General features: G+C 69.6%; 18 protein-coding genes and 2 pseudogenes. 9 read left to right on the forward strand and 11 right to left on the reverse strand.

Features of this window, described 5'->3' with window-relative positions; genetic code table 11:
- The 3 genes and pseudogenes from CR165_RS07810 to CR165_RS24430 form a co-directional block, all read left to right on the forward strand.
- Positions 1-118 (forward strand): annotated as a pseudogene (locus CR165_RS07810) (IS5/IS1182 family transposase); the annotation flags it as partial.
- Positions 119-136: 18 nt separating this feature from the next.
- Positions 137-754 (forward strand): annotated as a pseudogene (locus tag CR165_RS26220) (P-loop ATPase, Sll1717 family); the annotation flags it as partial.
- A gap of 32 nt (positions 755-786) precedes the next feature.
- Positions 787-1,494 carry a P-loop ATPase, Sll1717 family gene (locus CR165_RS24430; protein WP_408887534.1) on the forward strand — a complete coding sequence of 236 codons (708 nt, stop codon included), beginning with the start codon at positions 787-789 and terminating at the stop codon, positions 1,492-1,494.
- A gap of 156 nt (positions 1,495-1,650) precedes the next feature.
- Here the strand turns inward: CR165_RS24430 and CR165_RS07815 are convergent, their stop codons facing one another.
- Positions 1,651-3,264, reverse strand: coding sequence for an ABC transporter substrate-binding protein (locus CR165_RS07815; RefSeq protein WP_109516427.1), 1,614 nt, complete (start codon positions 3,262-3,264; stop codon positions 1,651-1,653).
- Positions 3,265-3,425: 161 nt separating this feature from the next.
- Here CR165_RS07815 and CR165_RS07820 point away from each other — a divergent pair, with 161 nt between their 5' ends.
- Entirely contained in the window at positions 3,426-4,040 is a 615-nt protein-coding gene (locus CR165_RS07820) for a deoxycytidylate deaminase (protein WP_109516428.1), read from the forward strand.
- A gap of 99 nt (positions 4,041-4,139) precedes the next feature.
- Here CR165_RS07820 and CR165_RS24955 read toward each other — a convergent pair whose 3' ends face one another.
- Entirely contained in the window at positions 4,140-4,583 is a 444-nt protein-coding gene (locus tag CR165_RS24955; protein ID WP_109516429.1) for a PRC-barrel domain-containing protein, read from the reverse strand.
- A 163-nt stretch (positions 4,584-4,746) separates the two neighbouring features.
- Between CR165_RS24955 and CR165_RS07830 the strand changes: the two genes are divergently transcribed.
- On the forward strand, positions 4,747-6,396 hold the full coding sequence (locus tag CR165_RS07830) for a peptide chain release factor 3 (protein ID WP_109516430.1): 1,650 nt from the start codon (positions 4,747-4,749) through the stop codon (positions 6,394-6,396).
- A gap of 28 nt (positions 6,397-6,424) precedes the next feature.
- Here CR165_RS07830 and CR165_RS07835 read toward each other — a convergent pair whose 3' ends face one another.
- The 5 genes from CR165_RS07835 to CR165_RS07855 form a co-directional block, all read right to left on the reverse strand.
- Entirely contained in the window at positions 6,425-6,667 is a 243-nt protein-coding gene (locus tag CR165_RS07835; RefSeq protein WP_109516431.1) for a hypothetical protein, read from the reverse strand.
- 75 nt (positions 6,668-6,742) lie between these two features.
- On the reverse strand, positions 6,743-7,006 hold the full coding sequence (locus CR165_RS07840) for a DksA/TraR family C4-type zinc finger protein (RefSeq protein ID WP_109516432.1): 264 nt from the start codon (positions 7,004-7,006) through the stop codon (positions 6,743-6,745).
- Between the two features lie 78 nt (positions 7,007-7,084).
- Entirely contained in the window at positions 7,085-7,570 is a 486-nt protein-coding gene (locus CR165_RS07845) for a glutathione peroxidase (RefSeq protein WP_109516433.1), read from the reverse strand.
- 90 nt (positions 7,571-7,660) lie between these two features.
- Positions 7,661-8,533: a DMT family transporter gene (locus tag CR165_RS07850; RefSeq protein ID WP_109516434.1), complete on the reverse strand. Its 873-nt coding sequence runs from the start codon at positions 8,531-8,533 to the stop codon at positions 7,661-7,663.
- Complete coding sequence (locus CR165_RS07855) at positions 8,530-9,402, reverse strand: DMT family transporter (protein WP_109516435.1); 873 nt, start codon at positions 9,400-9,402, stop codon at positions 8,530-8,532. The genes CR165_RS07850 and CR165_RS07855 overlap by 4 nt, the downstream gene beginning before the upstream one ends.
- A gap of 174 nt (positions 9,403-9,576) precedes the next feature.
- Here CR165_RS07855 and CR165_RS07860 point away from each other — a divergent pair, with 174 nt between their 5' ends.
- From CR165_RS07860 to CR165_RS07870, 3 genes are read left to right on the forward strand one after another with little or no spacing between them, the layout of a single operon-like run.
- Positions 9,577-10,632, forward strand: coding sequence for a ketopantoate reductase family protein (locus CR165_RS07860; protein WP_245906236.1), 1,056 nt, complete (start codon positions 9,577-9,579; stop codon positions 10,630-10,632).
- The gene (locus tag CR165_RS07865; RefSeq protein WP_109516436.1) at positions 10,629-11,384 is read left to right on the forward strand and encodes an SDR family NAD(P)-dependent oxidoreductase; all 756 of its coding nucleotides are present in this window, start codon (positions 10,629-10,631) and stop codon (positions 11,382-11,384) included. Before CR165_RS07860 ends, CR165_RS07865 begins: the two co-directional genes overlap by 4 nt.
- Positions 11,381-12,016, forward strand: coding sequence for a hypothetical protein (locus tag CR165_RS07870; protein WP_109516437.1), 636 nt, complete (start codon positions 11,381-11,383; stop codon positions 12,014-12,016). The genes CR165_RS07865 and CR165_RS07870 overlap by 4 nt, the downstream gene beginning before the upstream one ends.
- 19 nt (positions 12,017-12,035) lie before the next feature.
- Here CR165_RS07870 and CR165_RS07875 read toward each other — a convergent pair whose 3' ends face one another.
- A complete protein-coding gene (locus CR165_RS07875; RefSeq protein ID WP_109516438.1) occupies positions 12,036-12,383 on the reverse strand; it encodes an Atu4866 domain-containing protein in 348 nt (115 codons plus the stop codon).
- A gap of 22 nt (positions 12,384-12,405) precedes the next feature.
- Positions 12,406-13,134 (reverse strand): SDR family oxidoreductase, encoded by a 729-nt coding sequence (locus CR165_RS07880; RefSeq protein ID WP_109516439.1) that lies wholly within the window; start codon positions 13,132-13,134, stop codon positions 12,406-12,408.
- Between the two features lie 100 nt (positions 13,135-13,234).
- Here CR165_RS07880 and CR165_RS07885 point away from each other — a divergent pair, with 100 nt between their 5' ends.
- Positions 13,235-14,122 carry a LysR family transcriptional regulator gene (locus CR165_RS07885; protein ID WP_109516440.1) on the forward strand — a complete coding sequence of 296 codons (888 nt, stop codon included), beginning with the start codon at positions 13,235-13,237 and terminating at the stop codon, positions 14,120-14,122.
- 22 nt (positions 14,123-14,144) lie between these two features.
- Here the strand turns inward: CR165_RS07885 and CR165_RS07890 are convergent, their stop codons facing one another.
- The gene (locus CR165_RS07890; protein WP_109516441.1) at positions 14,145-15,152 is read right to left on the reverse strand and encodes a Bug family tripartite tricarboxylate transporter substrate binding protein; all 1,008 of its coding nucleotides are present in this window, start codon (positions 15,150-15,152) and stop codon (positions 14,145-14,147) included.
- A gap of 131 nt (positions 15,153-15,283) precedes the next feature.
- Entirely contained in the window at positions 15,284-16,453 is a 1,170-nt protein-coding gene (locus CR165_RS07895) for a M20/M25/M40 family metallo-hydrolase (RefSeq protein WP_109516442.1), read from the reverse strand.
- Between the last annotated feature and the right edge of the window lie 27 nt (positions 16,454-16,480).

The raw sequence follows: 16,480 nt of genomic DNA on the forward strand, positions 1-16,480 counted from the left end.
CTTCCGCCGCCTGGTGAAGGACTACGAGCGCTACGCCAGCACCCTTGCCAATCTCCACCTCGTCGCCTTCACCTGCATCATGCTCAAGCAGGCGGCTCAACTGGCCGCAGGTCCATAACAACCTCTAGGGAGAAAAGGCAGCGGAAAAACAGCGATATTCAGGATTTTCCAAGAAAATAAGGACGATAACTATCATTGTAAGGGCCTTATATTCTCCGAATATCCTTGGCATTATCATGTCAAGCAAAAACAGACCGGGGTTCCCGAAGAAAACTGTTATATAAATAGCTGGGAGTATCTAATACATATAACTATGGCAAAAATTCTAATAAACGAAGACATAACTCAGCCTCATGACGAAATATCAATGGAGAAAATAATTAATATTAGTGATTTTATAAGAGATACATATGGATCTACTGACCCAGATTTGAGCCAAATATTTTCGCCGCTTAAAACAATAAAATTAAAAGGGGAGTTGGCGCTAAAGTGGAAAATCATAGAAGGTAAAATTTCTGCAGAAAGTATCCCTATGGAATATCTCCCAACAATTGTTTCAGAGGTAAATAAAAACCTTTTAGAAAGCGTGCTAAGCTGTGCTAATCCGGAAGTGGATTATTTTATTTGTTTCGACGAACTAGATTTGGGAATGAGCTTAGAAAAAAATGAATATAAACAACAGATTATAGGGCTTCTTCTGGCCGCAAGAAAAATAAATAATGCCGCGAAAAAAATAACAAAAGATTATCAGTAATAATATTTCTGAGAGACGATATATATGATAATATAGGATTTGAAGACAAAAACAAAATTACTGAAGCATCTGTGTCTTATATTGGTTGGGGTCTTGCATCTGGTGGCCCTACACTAAAAAATCTAATGGAAAAAAGATTTCATATAACTCTTGGTTTTCAAGAACATGGCTCATGGGAAAAAGTATTTGATGAAGAAAAGGAGATGACAGGGCATCAAAAAAAGTACTCCCACATATTAGACAGAACTTTTTTGCGACCGCGGGATATAATAAAATTTACTAATGAAATATTAAATGCTTACAAAAATTCTCCCGAGCAAAACGGGAAATTCTCAAATGCTAATGTTATTGAAGCTAGGACTAATTATTCAGAATATTTGCTCAGCGAGCTTGATGATGAAATCAGAAAACATTATCCAGACTACGAAAAATACTTAGAAATACTTAAAAGTTTAGGCAGTCTACAATTTACCTCAAAAGATTTTGAAAATGCAGCTTCACAAAGAAAATACATATTTAATGAAATGGTACCGCACATTGAAATAATGTCTAGATTGTTTCATTTTTCTGTTATTGGTTACTCAAGTCCAGGTGGAATAACCGGTGGTGCCGGCTATGTCTGGAAACATAAAGACCGAAGAGCAAAATTTAATGAAAACGCTACTAATTATCGAATCCATTCTGGATTTATGGAGGTGCTCGGGCTGAAAAAATTTACTAAATCTCGCGGAGGTCGATAATAAGTGCCCGTTTGACAATGCGCCCAGACCGTAAAGGATAGTGGCGTTATCACGCCGGTAGGCGCCGCATTTTGTGGCGCGATACCATTCTCAAACGGGCTTTAAACAACGTTGAAGGCCAGAGATTCGTTTCCTGGCCTTCATTGTCAGATGGCCTTATCCCGCCTTCCTCACATTCATCGCCACCGTGTATTCATCCGCCCGCGCCTCGTAGCTCAGCCCGCCGCGCATGGCCCAGATGTTCTTCTGCATGTGCAGCGTGATCAGCCCCACATCCTCCATGGCCACGCGCATCGCCTGCTTGAAGATCTCCTCGCGCTTCTCGTCATCCGCCGTGCGCAGGCCCTCCTCCACCAGCCGGTCCACTTCCTTGTTGGAGTAGCCGCTGAAGTTGACGGTGCCGAACCCCTTCTCGGGGATGCGCGTCGTCAGGTTGCCGCGCAGCGCCGAGGAAGGCTCGCCCGAGGTCGCCCAGCCGATCAGCATGGCCGACATGTCGTTCTTCGCCTGGCGCTGCGCCAGCACGGAGAAGGGCATGGCGTCCACCGTGGTCTTCACCCCGATGCGCTGCCACATCTGGCCGATCGCCTGGATGATCTGCGCGTCGTTCACGTAGCGGTTGTTCGGCCCGATCAGCGTGATGCTGAAGCCGTTGGGGAAGCCCGCCTCGGCCAGCAGCGCCTTGGCGCGGTTGGGGTCGTAGGGCGGCGCCTTGATGTCCTCGGCCCAGCCATTGGCGCCGGGCGGCATCATCTGGCCGGTGGGCGTGCCGGCCCCCTGCATGATGCGGTCCACGATGGCCTGGCGGTTGATGCCGAGCGAGAGCGCCTGCCGCACCCGCAGGTCGCGCAGCGGGTTGCGGTCCAGCTTCTCGCCATTCGGCCCGGTCAGGTAGGGGGAGACGTCGTGCGCCGTGTCGATCTTGAGGTAGATGGCGCGCAGGCTCGGGATCTCGGCGAAGGCGATGCCCTGGGTGCCGCGCAGGCGCGGCGTGTCGGCCGGCGGCACCACGTCGATCAGCTGCACGTCGCCCGAGAGCAGCGCCGCCACCCGCACCCCGTCATTGCTGATGAAGCGGTAGGTCACCTGGCGCCAGTCCGGCTTCTCGCCCCAGTACTCCTCGTTGCGGGTCATCACCACGCGGTCGTCGGGGGTGAAGCTCTGCAGCCGGAACGGGCCGGTGCCGACGATCGCGCGGCCGTTGTTGAAGTCGCCCGTGCCGGCGGTCTCCATCGTCTTGGAGATGATGAAGACGTTGTTCAGATCCTGCGGCAGCAGCGGATAGACCGAGGCGGTCTTGAAGCGGATGGTGTGCGGGTCCACCACCTCATGCCCGATGATGGCGCGGGTGTAGATGGAGAAGGAGCCCGGGCTGTTCACCACGGCGGGGATGCGCTTGAGGGTGGCCACCACGTCGTCGGCGGTGAATTCGTGCCCGTCGCTGAACTTCACGCCCTTGCGCAGCTTGAACTCCCAGGTCGTGTCGTCGAGCATCGACCAGGATTCGGCGAGGCCGGGCTCGAGCTGCGCCTTGGCGTTGCGGGAGACGAGCTTATCGAAGAAGTGCTCGGCCACCATGTTGTTGGGGGAGAGCGTGTGATAGTGCGGGTCCAGCGAGCTGGGCGGGGCGGCGACGGCCAGGCTCAGCGTATCCGCCCCCTGGGCGGTGGCGGGGGTGGCGCCGGCCAGCGGCCCGAGGGCCATGGCCAGGGCCGAGCCCGCCAGCAGGGTGCGGCGGCGCAGCAAGGCGCGGTTGGCGGTGCTCTGCATCGGAAAACTCTCTCCAGACGAAACGTTGGCGTGGCAGCGTGTGGTCCCTGGGTGTCGCCGTGTGCCCGGCGATCGGGCGGGATTGCCGCACAGCGGAGAGGGTCCGTCAACGACTTCGTGAGCAGGGTGTTCACATCCCTGACGCAGCGGATGGGGAGCGGATGAGCAACGTCAACGCCTTCGAGGGCAGGCCGGAGAAGCTGGCGCGGTGGGACACGCGCTATATCGGCCTGGCGCACCACATCGCCCAGTGGTCGAAGGACCCGCGCGCCAAGGTCGGCGCCGTGCTGGTGAACCAGCCGCAGGCGCGCATCGTCGCCACCGGCTTCAACGGCTTCCCCTCCAATGTGGAGGACAGCGCGGAGCGGCTGCAGGACAAGGCCACCAAGCTGCGGATGATGGTGCATGCCGAGCAGAACGCGCTGCTCCATGCCGGCCATGGCGCCCGGGGGTGCGACGCCTATGTGGTGGGCAAGCCGGTATGCAACACCTGCGCCACGCTGCTGATCCAGGCCGGGGTGCGGCGCGTGGTGGCCGCCGCCCCGCGCGAGGGCACCGCCTCCTACTGGGACCGGGTGGGGCTGCTCTCCATCGCCATGCTGCGGGAGGCGGGGGTGGAGTTCACCGCCATCAGCGGCGCCCAGCTCGACGCGCTGGGCCTGAACCGCGACGAGGCGCAGGCGGCGGAAGACCCCTTCGCGGCGCTGCAGGCGGAGTTCGACTTCGGCACCGGCCGGCTGCTCCCCCCGCCGGGAGGCGAGGGGGGCGGCGGCTAGGGCAGGGCGCGGGCCGGCCGCTTCGCCTGGCCGCGCAGAGAGGCTGGCGAGAACAATGAGCCAGGGCCTTTTCCGTGCGCCGGGGCGGACGGGAAAGGCCTAGTCGAACTTGAACTCGGGCATCCGCTTCAGCGTCTCCTCGTTCTCGCCTGGCAGCACCCAGCGCTCGCTGTATTGCAGCCGCTCATAGGGCACGGAGACCAGCCGCTCCCCCAGCCCGAGGAAGCCGCCGGTCGCGATGATGACGGTGAGCCCCCCTTCCCGGGTGAAGAGCAGGTCCTCCACCGTGCCCAGGGAATGGTTCTCCGAGCTGGCGATGTCGGCGCCCAGCAGGCGGCTGGCCCGCCAGTGCTGGGCGTTGAGGGAGGTGGTGGCGCTGCCGGGCAGGGGCGGGGCCTGGCCGGGCCGCAGCGCGCCGGGGGCCACGCTGGCCTCGGGGTTGGCGCGGTCGCCATGGCCTTCGGTCTGGCTCTGGGCGAGGGCGGGGGCGGCGCCCAGCAGCGCGAGGGCGGCCAGCAGCGGAAGCGTGTAGCGCGGGGTCATGCCTCTAGCCTCTGTGTCGCGGGGCCCCGGTGCGGGGCGCGCACCGTCAACCCTGCGGGGCGGGGGAGGGTTTCCGCGCCCGGCCCTCGCGCCGGGCGCGGGGCAGGGCTGCGGCGGGTAGGTTTTGCCCGGCGCGCGCGCTATATCGGCTTTTTTGGCGGAGATGGACCGAGTGAGCGTGTCGGAGCAGATGGACACCGCGACCAGCCAGACGGCGGCCGAGGCCGGGCGCCGGCGCACCTTCGCCATCATCGCCCACCCCGACGCCGGCAAGACCACGCTGACCGAGCAGCTGCTGCTGCTGGGCGGCGCCATCCAGATCGCCGGCGCCGTGCGCGCCAAGGGCGAGCGGCGCCGCACCCGCTCGGACTGGATGAAGATCGAGCAGGACCGCGGCATCTCGGTCGCCACCTCGGTGATGACCTTCGAGTATGCCGGCCAGGTGTTCAACCTGCTCGACACGCCAGGCCACGAGGATTTCTCCGAGGACACCTACCGCACCCTCTCGGCGGTGGACGCCGCGGTGATGGTGATCGACGCCGCCAAGGGCATCGAGGCGCAGACCCGCAAGCTGTTCGAGGTCTGCCGCCTGCGCGACATCCCGATCGTCACCTTCATCAACAAGATGGACCGCGAGGCGCGGGAGCCGCTGGAGCTGCTCGACGAGATCGAGAAGACCCTGGCGCTGGACGTGACGCCGGCCACCTGGCCGGTCGGCTCGGGCGGCACCTTCGCGGGGGTGTACGACCGGCACGACAACAGCCTGCGCCTCGTCGCCGAGGGCGGCGAGCGGCGCGAGGCGCTGGACGGGCCCGAGGATGCGCGGATCGACGGGCTGCTGCCGCACGGCCAGGGCGACGTGCTGCGCGAGGGGATGGAGCTGGCCTCCGTCTACCCCGAGTTCGACCTCGCCTCCTTCCGCGAGGGGCACCTGACGCCGGTCTATTTCGGCTCGGCGCTGCGCGGCTTCGGGGTGCGGCACCTGCTGGATGGCCTCGCGCAGTTCGCGCCGCCCCCCTCCGCCCGCCGGGCCGACGCCCGCACCGTGGCGCCGGAGGAGGAGAAGCTCACCGGCTTCGTCTTCAAGATCCAGGCCAACACCGACCTCAACCACCGCGACCGCGTGGCCTTCCTGCGCATCTGCTCCGGGCGGCTCCGCAAAGGGGCGCGGCTGAAGCAGGTGCGCACCGGCAAGTCCATCCCGGTCAACGCGCCGCTGTTCTTCTTCGCCAAGGAGCGGCAGGTGGCCGAGGAGGCCTGGCCGGGCGACGTGGTGGGCATCGCCAACCACGGCGTGCTGCGCATCGGCGACACGCTGACCGATGGCGAGGCGCTGAACTTCCGCGGCGTGCCGAGCTTCGCGCCCGAGATCCTGCGCCGCGTGCGGCTCGACGACCCGATGCTGGCCAAGAAGCTGCGCAAGGCGCTGGACCAGCTGGCCGATGAGGGGGTGGTGCAGGTGTTCCGCCCGCTCGACGGCAGCCAGCCGGTGGTCGGCGTGGTCGGCCAGCTCCAGCTCGACGTGCTGAGCAGCCGCATCCAGGCGGAATACGGGGTGCACATCACCTTCGAGAACACCTCCTGGTCCTCCCTGCGCTGGGTGGCGACGAAGGAGGACGGGCCGCAGGACCGCGCGGTGCTGGACCGCTTCCTGCGCACCGCGCCGAGCCAGATGGCCGAGGACCACGACAACGAGCCGGTGGCCTTCTTCACCTCCGACTGGGGCCGCAAGCGGGCGGAGGAGGAATGGCCGCAGCTCCGCTTCCTGGCCCTGCGCGAGCAGCACGGGGTGGAAGGGGCGGCCGCCGCCTGAGGCGCCGCCCCCCGGCCTGTCCCGCCCCTCAGCCCGGCGCGGCGTGGCTGGCGGCGTGGTGGGCGGGCGGGGTGCGGTTGCGCTGCCACTGGCGCTGCACCTCGTCATTCACCGCATCCGCCGTCTGGCCGGGGGTGACGACGACCTCCGCCCCGTTCAGGCGGAAGCGGTAGGGCAGGTTGTGGCGGTTGGCCTTCTCGACGCAGCGCGCGATGACGTGCGGCAGGTAGTCGCTCTCCGTCGTGCGGTAGTCCTGGATCTCGTCGCTCATGGTGGCCTCCCTGTTCTGTTTCGGGAAGCCTAGCCGGGCGTGCCGCGCCGAATCACGCAGAACTTCGCGAGCGGCTCACTTCAGCTGGCTGTCCTTGCTGCCGCGGCGGTTGATGCCGAACTGTGCCGGGCGGCGGTCCAGCGCGGACTGGCAGCCGACGCAGGTGCGCGCCCCGGGCAGGGCGCGGCGCCGCGCGGCGGGGATCGGCTCGCCGCATTCCACGCAATGCAGCTCGCCCTCGCCGGCGGGCATGCGGGCGCGGGCGCGCCGGATGCCGTCCGTCACCGTGTCGTCGATCTGCTCCTGCACCGCGCCGTCGGGCGCCCATCCGCTGGCCATGGCCGCGCTCCCGCTGTCTTGTTGCCGCGTGGCGTTCAGATGGGGCGCGGGGGCGGCGGCGCCAAGCGGCGGGGGCCCCTAGAGCAGCGCCTCGATGGCGCCGCGAAGCTTCGCCGGGGGCGTGGCGGGGGCGAAGCGGCCCGCCACCCGGCCCTGCCGGTCGAGCAGGAACTTGGTGAAGTTCCACTTGATGGCCTCCGTGCCCAGCAGCCCCGGCTGCTGCGCCTTGAGGTGGCGGAACAGCGGGTGGGCGCCGTCGCCATTCACCTCCACCTTGGCGAAGAGCGGGAAGCTGGCCTGGAAGCGCGTCTCGCAGAACTGCGCGATGCTGGCGTCGTCCCCCGGCTCCTGCCGGCCGAACTGGTTGCAGGGGAAGGCCAGCACGCTGAAGCCGCGCGGCGCGTAGTCGCGCTGCAATTCCTCCAGCCCCGCATATTGCGGCGTGAAGCCGCAGGCGCTGGCGGTGTTGACCACCAGCAGCACCTGCCCGGCGAATTCGGCGAGCGGCGTCTCCCGCCCGTCGGAGCGGCGCGCGGAAAAGGCGGCGAGGGGCGAGTCGGTCATGCGCGAGGGTCTCCGGGCTTTGGTGGCGGGCGGGGGCGCCGCGTTGGACATGGGGGCGGATATGGGGGCGGGGCGCGGCCCTGCGCCCCCCTACCGGCTGCCCTGGCGCGTGATGGTGATGGCGCTGCCCACGATCAGCGCGGCCCCGGCCAGCAGCCAGCCATCGACCGCCTCGGCGAAGAGCAGCGCCCCGGCGAACGCGGCGAAGACCAGCCGCACATAGGAGAGCGGCGCCACCACCGAGGCATCGGCCAGGCGCAGGGCGCTGATCCACAGATGCATCCCCGCAGGACCCAGCAGCCCGGCGCCCGCCAGCAGCAGGAAGTTGGTCCAGCCCGGCCAGGCGAGGCCGGGCAGGGCGAGGGGCAGCGTGCCGGCGGTGGCGATCAGGCCGATATAGAGCATGATCGTCTCGGTCCGCTCGGTGCGGGCGAGCGCCTTGGTGGTCAGCACGATGCCGGCGCCGCCCAGCGCCGAGCCGAGCGAGGCCGCCAGCGGCCAGTCCAGCGGCAGCACGCCCGGCCGCACCACCAGCAGCACGCCGAGGAAGCCCACCAGCGTCGCCATCCAGCGCCGGCGGCCGACGCGCTCGCGCAGCAGCGGCCCGGCCAGCGCGGTGACGAACAGCACCGAGGTGAAGGAGAGCACCGTGGCGGTGGCCAGCGGCAGCCGCGCGAAGCCCACATAGTAGAGCCCCCAGCTGACGAAGCTGAGCACCCCGCGCAGCGCCTGCATCGCGGGCTGGCGGGTGCGGAGCAGCCCCATCCCCTCCCGCCCCCAGGCGGGCAGCACCCAGGCGGGCAGCACCCAGGCGATCTGCCCCAGGGTGCGCGCCAGCAGGATGGTGGCGACGGGCACCTCCGTCAGGCACTTCACCAGCACCGTCTCGAGGTTGAAGACGAAGGCGGCGAGGGTGGTGAGCAGCGCGGCGCGCAGCAGCGGCGAGGGCGGGGCGGCGGTCACCGGCGGCGGGCCTCGGCCAGGCTCACCAGCAGGGCGCCGGCCAGCACCACGGCGGCGCCGGCCCAGGCCATGCCGTCCGGCGCCTCGGCGTAGAGCAGCCAGCCGAGGCCGGCCAGCACCGGCAGCCGCAGATACTGGAAGGGCGCCACGGCCGAGGCCTCGCCGGCGCGGAAGGCCTCGGTGGTCAGCCACAGGATGCCCGGCGTCACCACCGCCAGCAGCCCCAGCCCGAGCAGGTCCACCCCCCCGAGCGGCCGCCACTGCCACAGCGCCAGCGGCAGGATCCCGAGCGAGGTGATGATGCCGACCCAGCCGATGATGGTGAGCGTGCCCTCGGTGCGCGTCAGCATGCGGGAGGAGAGGGTGATGCCGCACCATGTCAGCGCCGCCACCAGCGCCACCGCCACGCCGGGCAGCGAGGTCTCCGCCCCCGCCCCCTCCCAGGGCCGCAGCATCACCGCGATGCCGGCCAGCCCCACCAGCGTGCCGGCCCAGCGCGCCGCGCCCACCCGCTCGCGCAGCACGGGGCCGGCCAGCAGGGTGGTGAACATGACGTTGGTGAAGGAGAGCACCGTGGCGGTGGCGAGGTTGAGCAGCGTCAGCGAGACGTAGTAGAGCCCCCAGGTGAGCAGGGAGCAGACGCCGCGCAGCGCGTGCAGCGCCGGCTTCGCCGTGCGCAGCACGCCGGGGCCGGCCGCCAGCAGCGCCGGCGCCACCCAGACGACCTGACCCAGGCAGCGGAACAGCAGTTGCGTGGAGAGGGGGATGCCGCGGGCGCTGAGCCAGCGGATCATCAATGCCTCATAGGCGAAGAGCAGTGCCGCGCCGGCCATCAGGGCGGCGCCGCGCAAATTGCCGGGCAGGGTCATTCCACGCGCCACAATGCCCGCGGGCGGCGGCGGCCAAAAGGGGCGGGGCGCGGGAATCTCCGCCCCCCCCGCACCCCGGCGCCCCGGGGCGGCCGCTCCGGCGCGCGGGGCGGATTGACGCCTCCCCCCGCCGCGCCCAGCCTTCCGCCCCGCATCGAGAGAGGAATCGGCGGCATGGTCCTGAAGCAGGAGAGCGCGGCGGCGGAGGGGATGGCGGGGCCGATCCTGGTCTGGGGCGCGGGCGCCATCGGCGGCACGGTGGGGGCCGCGCTGGTGCGCGCCGGCCATGCCGTGGTGTTCGTCGACATCGAGGCCGAGCACGTCGCCGCCATCCGCGACCCGGCGCGGGGCCTGGCCATCGAGGGGCCGCTGGAGAACTACACCATCCACGCCCCCGCCTTCACGCCGGAGGCGCTGCGCGGCCGCTACGCCCGCGTGCTGCTCTGCGTGAAGGCGCAGCACACCGAGGCCGCCGCCCGCGCCCTGCTGCCGCACATGGCGGAGGAGGGCTACGTGGTCTCCCTGCAGAACGGGCTGTGCGAGCCGATCATCGCTGGCGTGGTGGGAGAGGCGCGCACCGTCGGCGCCTTCGTCAACTTCAGCGCCGACTGGCTGGCGCCGGGCAAGGTCCTCTATGGCGGGCGCGGCGCGGTGGTGCTGGGCGAGCTGGACGGCAGCGAGAGCGCGCGGCTGGAATCGCTGCACCGGCTGCTGCGCCTGTTCGAGCCGGATGCCATCACCACGCCGAACCTTGCCGGCTATCTCTGGGGCAAGCTCGGCTATGGCGCGCTGCTGTTTGCCCAGGCGGTGGGGGAGAAGGGCATCGCCGACTGCCTGGAGCGGCCCGAGCTGCTGCCGATGTGGCGGGCGCTGGGCGGCGAGGTGATGCGCGTGGCCGCGGCCGAGGGCGTGGTGCCGCGCGGCTTCAACGGCTTCGAGCCGCATGCCTTCGCCCCCGGTGGAACCGAGGCGGAGGCGCGCGCCAGCGTCGCGGCGATGGTCGCCTTCAACCGGCCCAACGCCAAGACCCATTCCGGCATCTGGCGCGACCTGTGGGTGCGCCGCCGCACCACCGAGGTGGATGCGCAGCTCGCCCCCGTGGCCGAGGCCGGGCGCCGCCACGGCATCCCCACCCCCGCGCTGGACCGGCTGATCGGCCAGATCCACGAATGCGAGCGCGGCACCCGCGCCATGGACGACGCCAACCTGACGGAGATGCTGCCGGCATGAACATCCGCTTCGACAATGTGGTGGTCGCCGTCACCGGCGGCGGGCACGGCTTCGGCCGCGTCATCGCGCGGGATTTCGCGGCGATGGGCGCGCGCGTCTTCGCCTGCGACCTCTCGGCCGCGGAGCTGGCCGAGACGGCGGGCGAGAGCGGCATCCGCACCGAGGCCTTCGACCTCACCGCCCCCGGCGCGGCGCGGGGCTGGATCGGCCGCGTGGTGGCCGAGGCGGGTGCGCCGGTCGGCGTGCTGGTGGCCAATGCGGGCGGCGTGCGCGGCCAGGTGATGCGCCCGGTGGACGAGGTGCCGGAAGCCGACTGGCACGCCATCTTCGACATCAACCTGCATGCCTGCTTCAACCTCTGCGCCGCCGCCGCGCCGGGCATGAAGCAGGCGGGGCGCGGCGCCATCGTCACCATCTCCTCCGGCGCCGGGCTGCAGCGCAGCCTGACCGGCATCCAGGCCTACTGCTCGGCCAAGCACGGGCTGGTGGGGCTGACGCGGCAGCTGGCGCATGAGCTCGGGCCGCACGGCATCCGGGTGAACTCGGTGGCGCCGGGCTTCATCCCCTCCAACCCCGCCTCCATCGCGCAGTTCGAGAGCTACGGCGCCGAGGGGCAGCAGCGGCTGGTGGAGGGCATCGCGCTGCGCCGGCTCGGCGAGGCGCAGGACATCGCCGACGCCGTCACCTTCCTGGCCAGCGACCGCGCCAAGTGGATCAGCGGCCAGATCCTCAGCGTGGACGGGGGAAAATGAAGAAGGCCCGCCTGGCGCTGTACGCCGGCGGCACGCTGGCGGTGGCCTGGCTCGGGCTGGTGTGGCTGGAGGCGAGCGGGCCGTATCTGCTGCCCCGGTCGGTGCTGGGCGGGATCGGCATGCTGGCCTACGCCGCCGTCGCCGTTGCGCTCTGCTGCTGGGCGGCGGTGCGGGGCGGATGGCATTGGGCGGCGGCCCTGGCCGGGGTTCCGATGGTGCTCCTCGTGGGCCTGGTCATGGTGGGGCTGGTGGAGCTGTTCACCGCGCGCGCGGTGCTGGCCGAGGTCACGCTGCCCGATGGCCGCCGCCTGCGGCTGACCCAGGAGCCGGTGCCCACGGACACGGTGTATGGGCTGTGGCAACCGGATGGCCTCCGCTGGCGGCGGGCCCTGCCGGAGATGGCGCTCGGCTATTCGGAGGATGGCCGGTTCACGGAGGAACCCGGCCTGGCGCTGTCGCCGGACAGGCAATTCCTGGCGGTGCGGCGCGGCGGGTTCTGGATGGACTGCATCCGCGTCGCTCCGGTGCTGGAGACATGCTCCCCTCCGGCCATAAGCTGGCAGTCGCCCGCCGCCGCATTCGCCGCCCGCTCGCGGCGGATCGCGGCGCTGGCCGGCCTGCCCGCCGAATGAAGGGCAGGCCGCCCGCGCCTCAGCAGCCGCGCGCCGGCGGCGTTTCGCGCTGGCGGTGCAGCACCATGCCGCCATGGTGCAGCACACCGTCGATGAAATCGCCATCGGCGGTGAAGCCGGTGTCGTCCCAGTATTCGATGTGGCTGCCGGCCACCGCGTAGCGGCCCTTGTAGGCGCATTCGCGCCCGCCACGGGCTTCCTCGTAGCGCCCGTTGGGCAGCAGGTGGTGGCGTATGCGGCCATCCGCCGTCACCCACATTCCGGCATAGGGGTGGGTGGCGGCTGTCTCGGCCGCCTCGGCGGGGGCGCCGGCCAGCATCGACAGCAGGGGGGCAGCCAGCAGGGGGAGGGCGCGGGCGATGGTCATGGCTTTGTTCCTTCCTCCGGTCTCAGCCACGGGCGGCGGTGGGGCGGATGACGATCTCGCTGACATCCACATCCGCCGGCTGCGCGATGGCGTAGCGCACGGCGCGGGCGATGGCGTCGGGCTTCAGGGCGATGGCGCGGTAGTCGCGCATCATCGCCGCCGCGGCGGGGTCGGTGATGGTGGCGGCGAGGTCGCTCTCCACCACGCCGGGGTGGATGCAGGTGACGCGCAGCGCGTCATGCTCCTGCCGCAGCCCGTCCGAGAGGGCGCGCACGGCGAATTTCGTGGCGCAGTACACCGCCGCCGTCGGCACCACCGAGAGCGCGCCGATCGAGGCGATGTTGACGATGTGCCCGGCGCGGCGCGCGCTCATCTCCGGCAGCACGGCGGCGATGCCGTTGAGCACGCCCTTGATGTTCACCTCCACCATGCGGTCCCACTCATCGACCTTCATCGCGGCCATGGGCGAGAGCGGCATGATGCCGGCATTGTTGACCATCACGTCGACCGGCCCCCAGGCTTCGGCCGCAGCCTCGGCCAGGGCGCGGACATCCTCGCGCCGCGTCACGTCCGCCGGCCGCGCCAGGGCGGTGTGGCCCGCCGCGCGCAGCGCCGCCACGATGGCCTCCAGCCGCTCCGTCCGGCGGGCGCCGAGCATCACCCGCGCGCCGGCGCCGGCCAGCTCTCGGGCGATGGCCTCGCCGATCCCGCCCGAGGCGCCGGTGACCACCACAACCTTTCCGTCCAGCATCGTCCTCTCCTTCGCTTCCGGAACGGGGGTGAGGCTAGGGAGGCTGGACCGGTGGCGGAATTCGCCTATTGCTGCATGCGCCGGTAAGCAGGGATTACCAATGACGCCCGACCTCAAGGCCCTGCCCGCCTTCCTCGCCGTTGCGGAGACGCGCAGCTTCCGCGCCGCCGCCGAGCGGCTCGGCGTCACCCGCCCGGCGGTCAGCCAGGCGATCGGCGGGCTGGAGGCGGATCTCGGCCAGGCGCTGTTCCGCCGCACCACCCGCAGCGTCAGCCTGACCGAGGCGGGGGAGGCGCTGCACCGCGCCGTGGCGCCGGCCATGGCCGAGATCGGCACCGCGCTGCGCACCGCGCGGGACCGGGAGACGCGGCCGGGCGGCCAGCTCCGCCTCGCCGTCTCCTCCATCGCCGAGGAATTCCTGGCCGGGCCGATGCTGGCCGCCTACGCCGCCGCCTGCCCCGGCGTGCAGATCGACATCACCGTGACCGACGAGGAGCACGACATCGTCGCCGGGGGCTTCGATGCCGGGGTGCGGCTGGGCGAGGTGATCGAGCAGGACATGGTCGCCATCCCCGTCTCCGGCCCGCAGCGGCAGCTCGCCGTCTGCGCGCCGGCCTATCTGGCGCGGGCGGGGCGGCCGGCGCATCCGCGCGAGCTGGCGCGGCACCGCTGCATCGGCTGGCGGCCGGCGCCGGGCGTCGCGCCCTATCGCTGGGAATTCGCCGAGGGGGGGCGGGATTTCGCCGTGGCGGTGCAGCCGGAGATCACCACCAACGAGATGGGGCTGATGATCCGGCTGGCCCTCGCCGGGGCGGGCATCACCTTCGGCATGGCGGAGAGCTTCCGCCCCCATCTCGAGCGCGGCGCGCTGGTGCCGGTGCTGGAGGAATTCTGCCCGCGCTTCCCGGGCTTCTACCTCTACTTTCCCAGCCGGCGGAACCTGGCGCCGAAGCTGCGGGCGCTGGTGGATCTCCTCCGCGCCCGCTGAGGCTCCCGCCGAACGCTGGCGCTCAGTCCGCCGTGGCGCCGCTGGCGCGCACCAGCGGCACCCAGAGATCCAGCTCGCTCCGCAGGAAGGCGGCGAAATCCTCCGGCGTGCCCTTCTCGATCGGCGGCAGCTCCATCTCCCGCAGCCGCTGCGCGGTGGCCGGCTCGGTGACGGCGGCGCGCACCGCCGCGTTCATCCGTGCCACGATGGGCGCGGGCGTGCCGGCGGGGGCGAAGACGCCGAACCAGCTATAGGCCTTGTAGCCGGGCAGCCCGGCCTCGGCGGCGGCCGGCACCTCGGGCATCAGGGCGGAGTGCTGGTCGGTGGCGATGGCCAAGCAGCGCAGCGCGCCGGCCTTGTGGTGCGGCGCGATCAGCGCCGGCGTGTCGAAGGCGATGGCGACCTGACCGGCCAGCAGGTCGTTCAGCATCGGCGCGCTGCCGCGATAGGGCACATGCGTGGCCTCGGCGCCGATGGTGTTGAGGAAGCTCACCGCGGCGATGTGCGCCGAGCCGCCCGCGCCGCCCGTGCCATAGGCGTATTGGCCCGGATTGGCCTTCAGCAGCGCGACCAGCCCGGCCAGGGTGGTGACGCCGAGCGCCGGATGCACGGTGATGCAGATGGGCACCAGAACGGTGGGCGCGACCGCGACGAAATCCTTCACCGGGTCGTAGGGCAGCCGCTCGCGGTAGAGGCCCACCGCCAGCACATGGGTGGAGATGGTGCCCATCAGGAAGGTGGAGCCGTCGGCCGGGGCCTTGGCCACGGCGTCGGAGCCCAGCGTGCCGCCGGCGCCGGCGCGGTTCTCGATGACGACGGGCTGGCCCAGCACCTCCTGCATCCGCGGCGCCAGCAGGCGGGCCGAGACATCGGTGCTGCCGCCGGCGGCGAAGGGCACCACCATGCGCACCGGGCGGCTGGGCCAGGCGGGCGTGGCCGTCGCCTGGGCGCGGGCGGGGTGCGGGGCGGGAAGCACCGCAGCCGCCCCCAGGGTGGCGGGCAGCATCAGGGTCGCGCGGCGGGACAGCATCGGGGCGGGTTCCGGTGTGGGGAAGCGCGGATGCTGCGGCGCGGCAAGGCAGGCGTCAACGGGGCGGAGTCGGCGGGGCGGCCGCCGCGTGCCGCCGCTTGCCCCCCTGTCGGCCCCGCGCCCGGCCGGCCTCAGACGCTGGCCAGCAGCCCGGCGAAGAGCCGCGCGCGCGGCACCAGGCTGTCGATCAGCAGGTGCTCCTGCAGGGTGTGGATGCCCGCCCCCTGCACGCCCAGCCCGTCCAGCGTGGGGATGCCCATGGCGCCGGTGAAGTTGCCGTCCGAGCCGCCGCCGGCGCTCTGGTGGCTGATGGCGAAGCCGAGCTTGGCCGCCAGCCCCTTCGCCGTGGCGTAGAGGCCCATGGTGTTGGCATCCGGCTCCCACACCGGGCGGGTCACGCCGCGCCGCACCGCGAGCTGCACGTCGGCGGCGCCGGCGGCGAGGCCGAGCATCCGCTCCACGGCCTGGTCGAGGTCGGCCTGCCGCTTGGCCATGGTCAGCGCCTCGGCGTCGCAATGGGTGGCCACGCAGTTCACCCAATGCCCGCCCTGCACCACGCCCACCGAGAAGGTGCAGGCCTCGGTGGTCATCGCCTCGATCGCCAGCACCTGCCGGCACATCTCGCGGATGGCGCTGCGCCCGTCGGAGAGGGCGGAGCCGGCATGGCTGGGCCGGCCCGTGGTGCGCAGGTTGAAGCGGGCGATGGCGTAGCGGCCCGTCACCACGCCGCCATCGGGGCGGGCGGGCTCGGGCACCAGCACCACCTCGTGCCGCGCCGCCTCGGCCTCGATCAGGTCGCGCGTCGAGGGGCTGCCGATCTCCTCGTCGCTGGTCAGCAGGAAGGTGACGGGGCGGCGCGTGGCGATGCCGGCCTGCACCATCGCGGCCATCGCCTGCAGCGCGATGTAGGTGCCGCCCTTCATGTCGCAGATGCCGGGGCCGAAGGCGCGCTCGCCCTCGACGCGGTAGGGCAGGGCGCCGAGCGTGCCGACGGGGTGGACGGTGTCGAGATGCGCCAGCACCAGGATGCCGCCCTCCATCTCGCCATCCGGGTGCGGGAAGCGGGCGCGCACGCAGTCGCCGAGGCCCATCCGGCCGGGGATGCGCTCGACGCGGGCGCCGAGCAGCGCCAGGTCGCGCGAGGCCAGCGACATCATGCGGTTGACGGCGGCGGCGTCGAAGGTGGGGCTCTCGCACTCCACCCAGAGGCGCAGCCCCTCCAGCAGCGCGGTGGCCTCGAAGGGCAGGGCCAGGGCGCGCTGGGCCTCCGGCTGTTCGGTACGGGTCTCGGTGGCGTCCATGGCGTTCTTCTCTCCCGGCTGGGTCGG

Source organism: Teichococcus aestuarii (assembly GCF_003116135.1).
GTDB classification, from domain to species: Bacteria; Pseudomonadota; Alphaproteobacteria; order Acetobacterales; family Acetobacteraceae; genus Pseudoroseomonas; species Pseudoroseomonas aestuarii.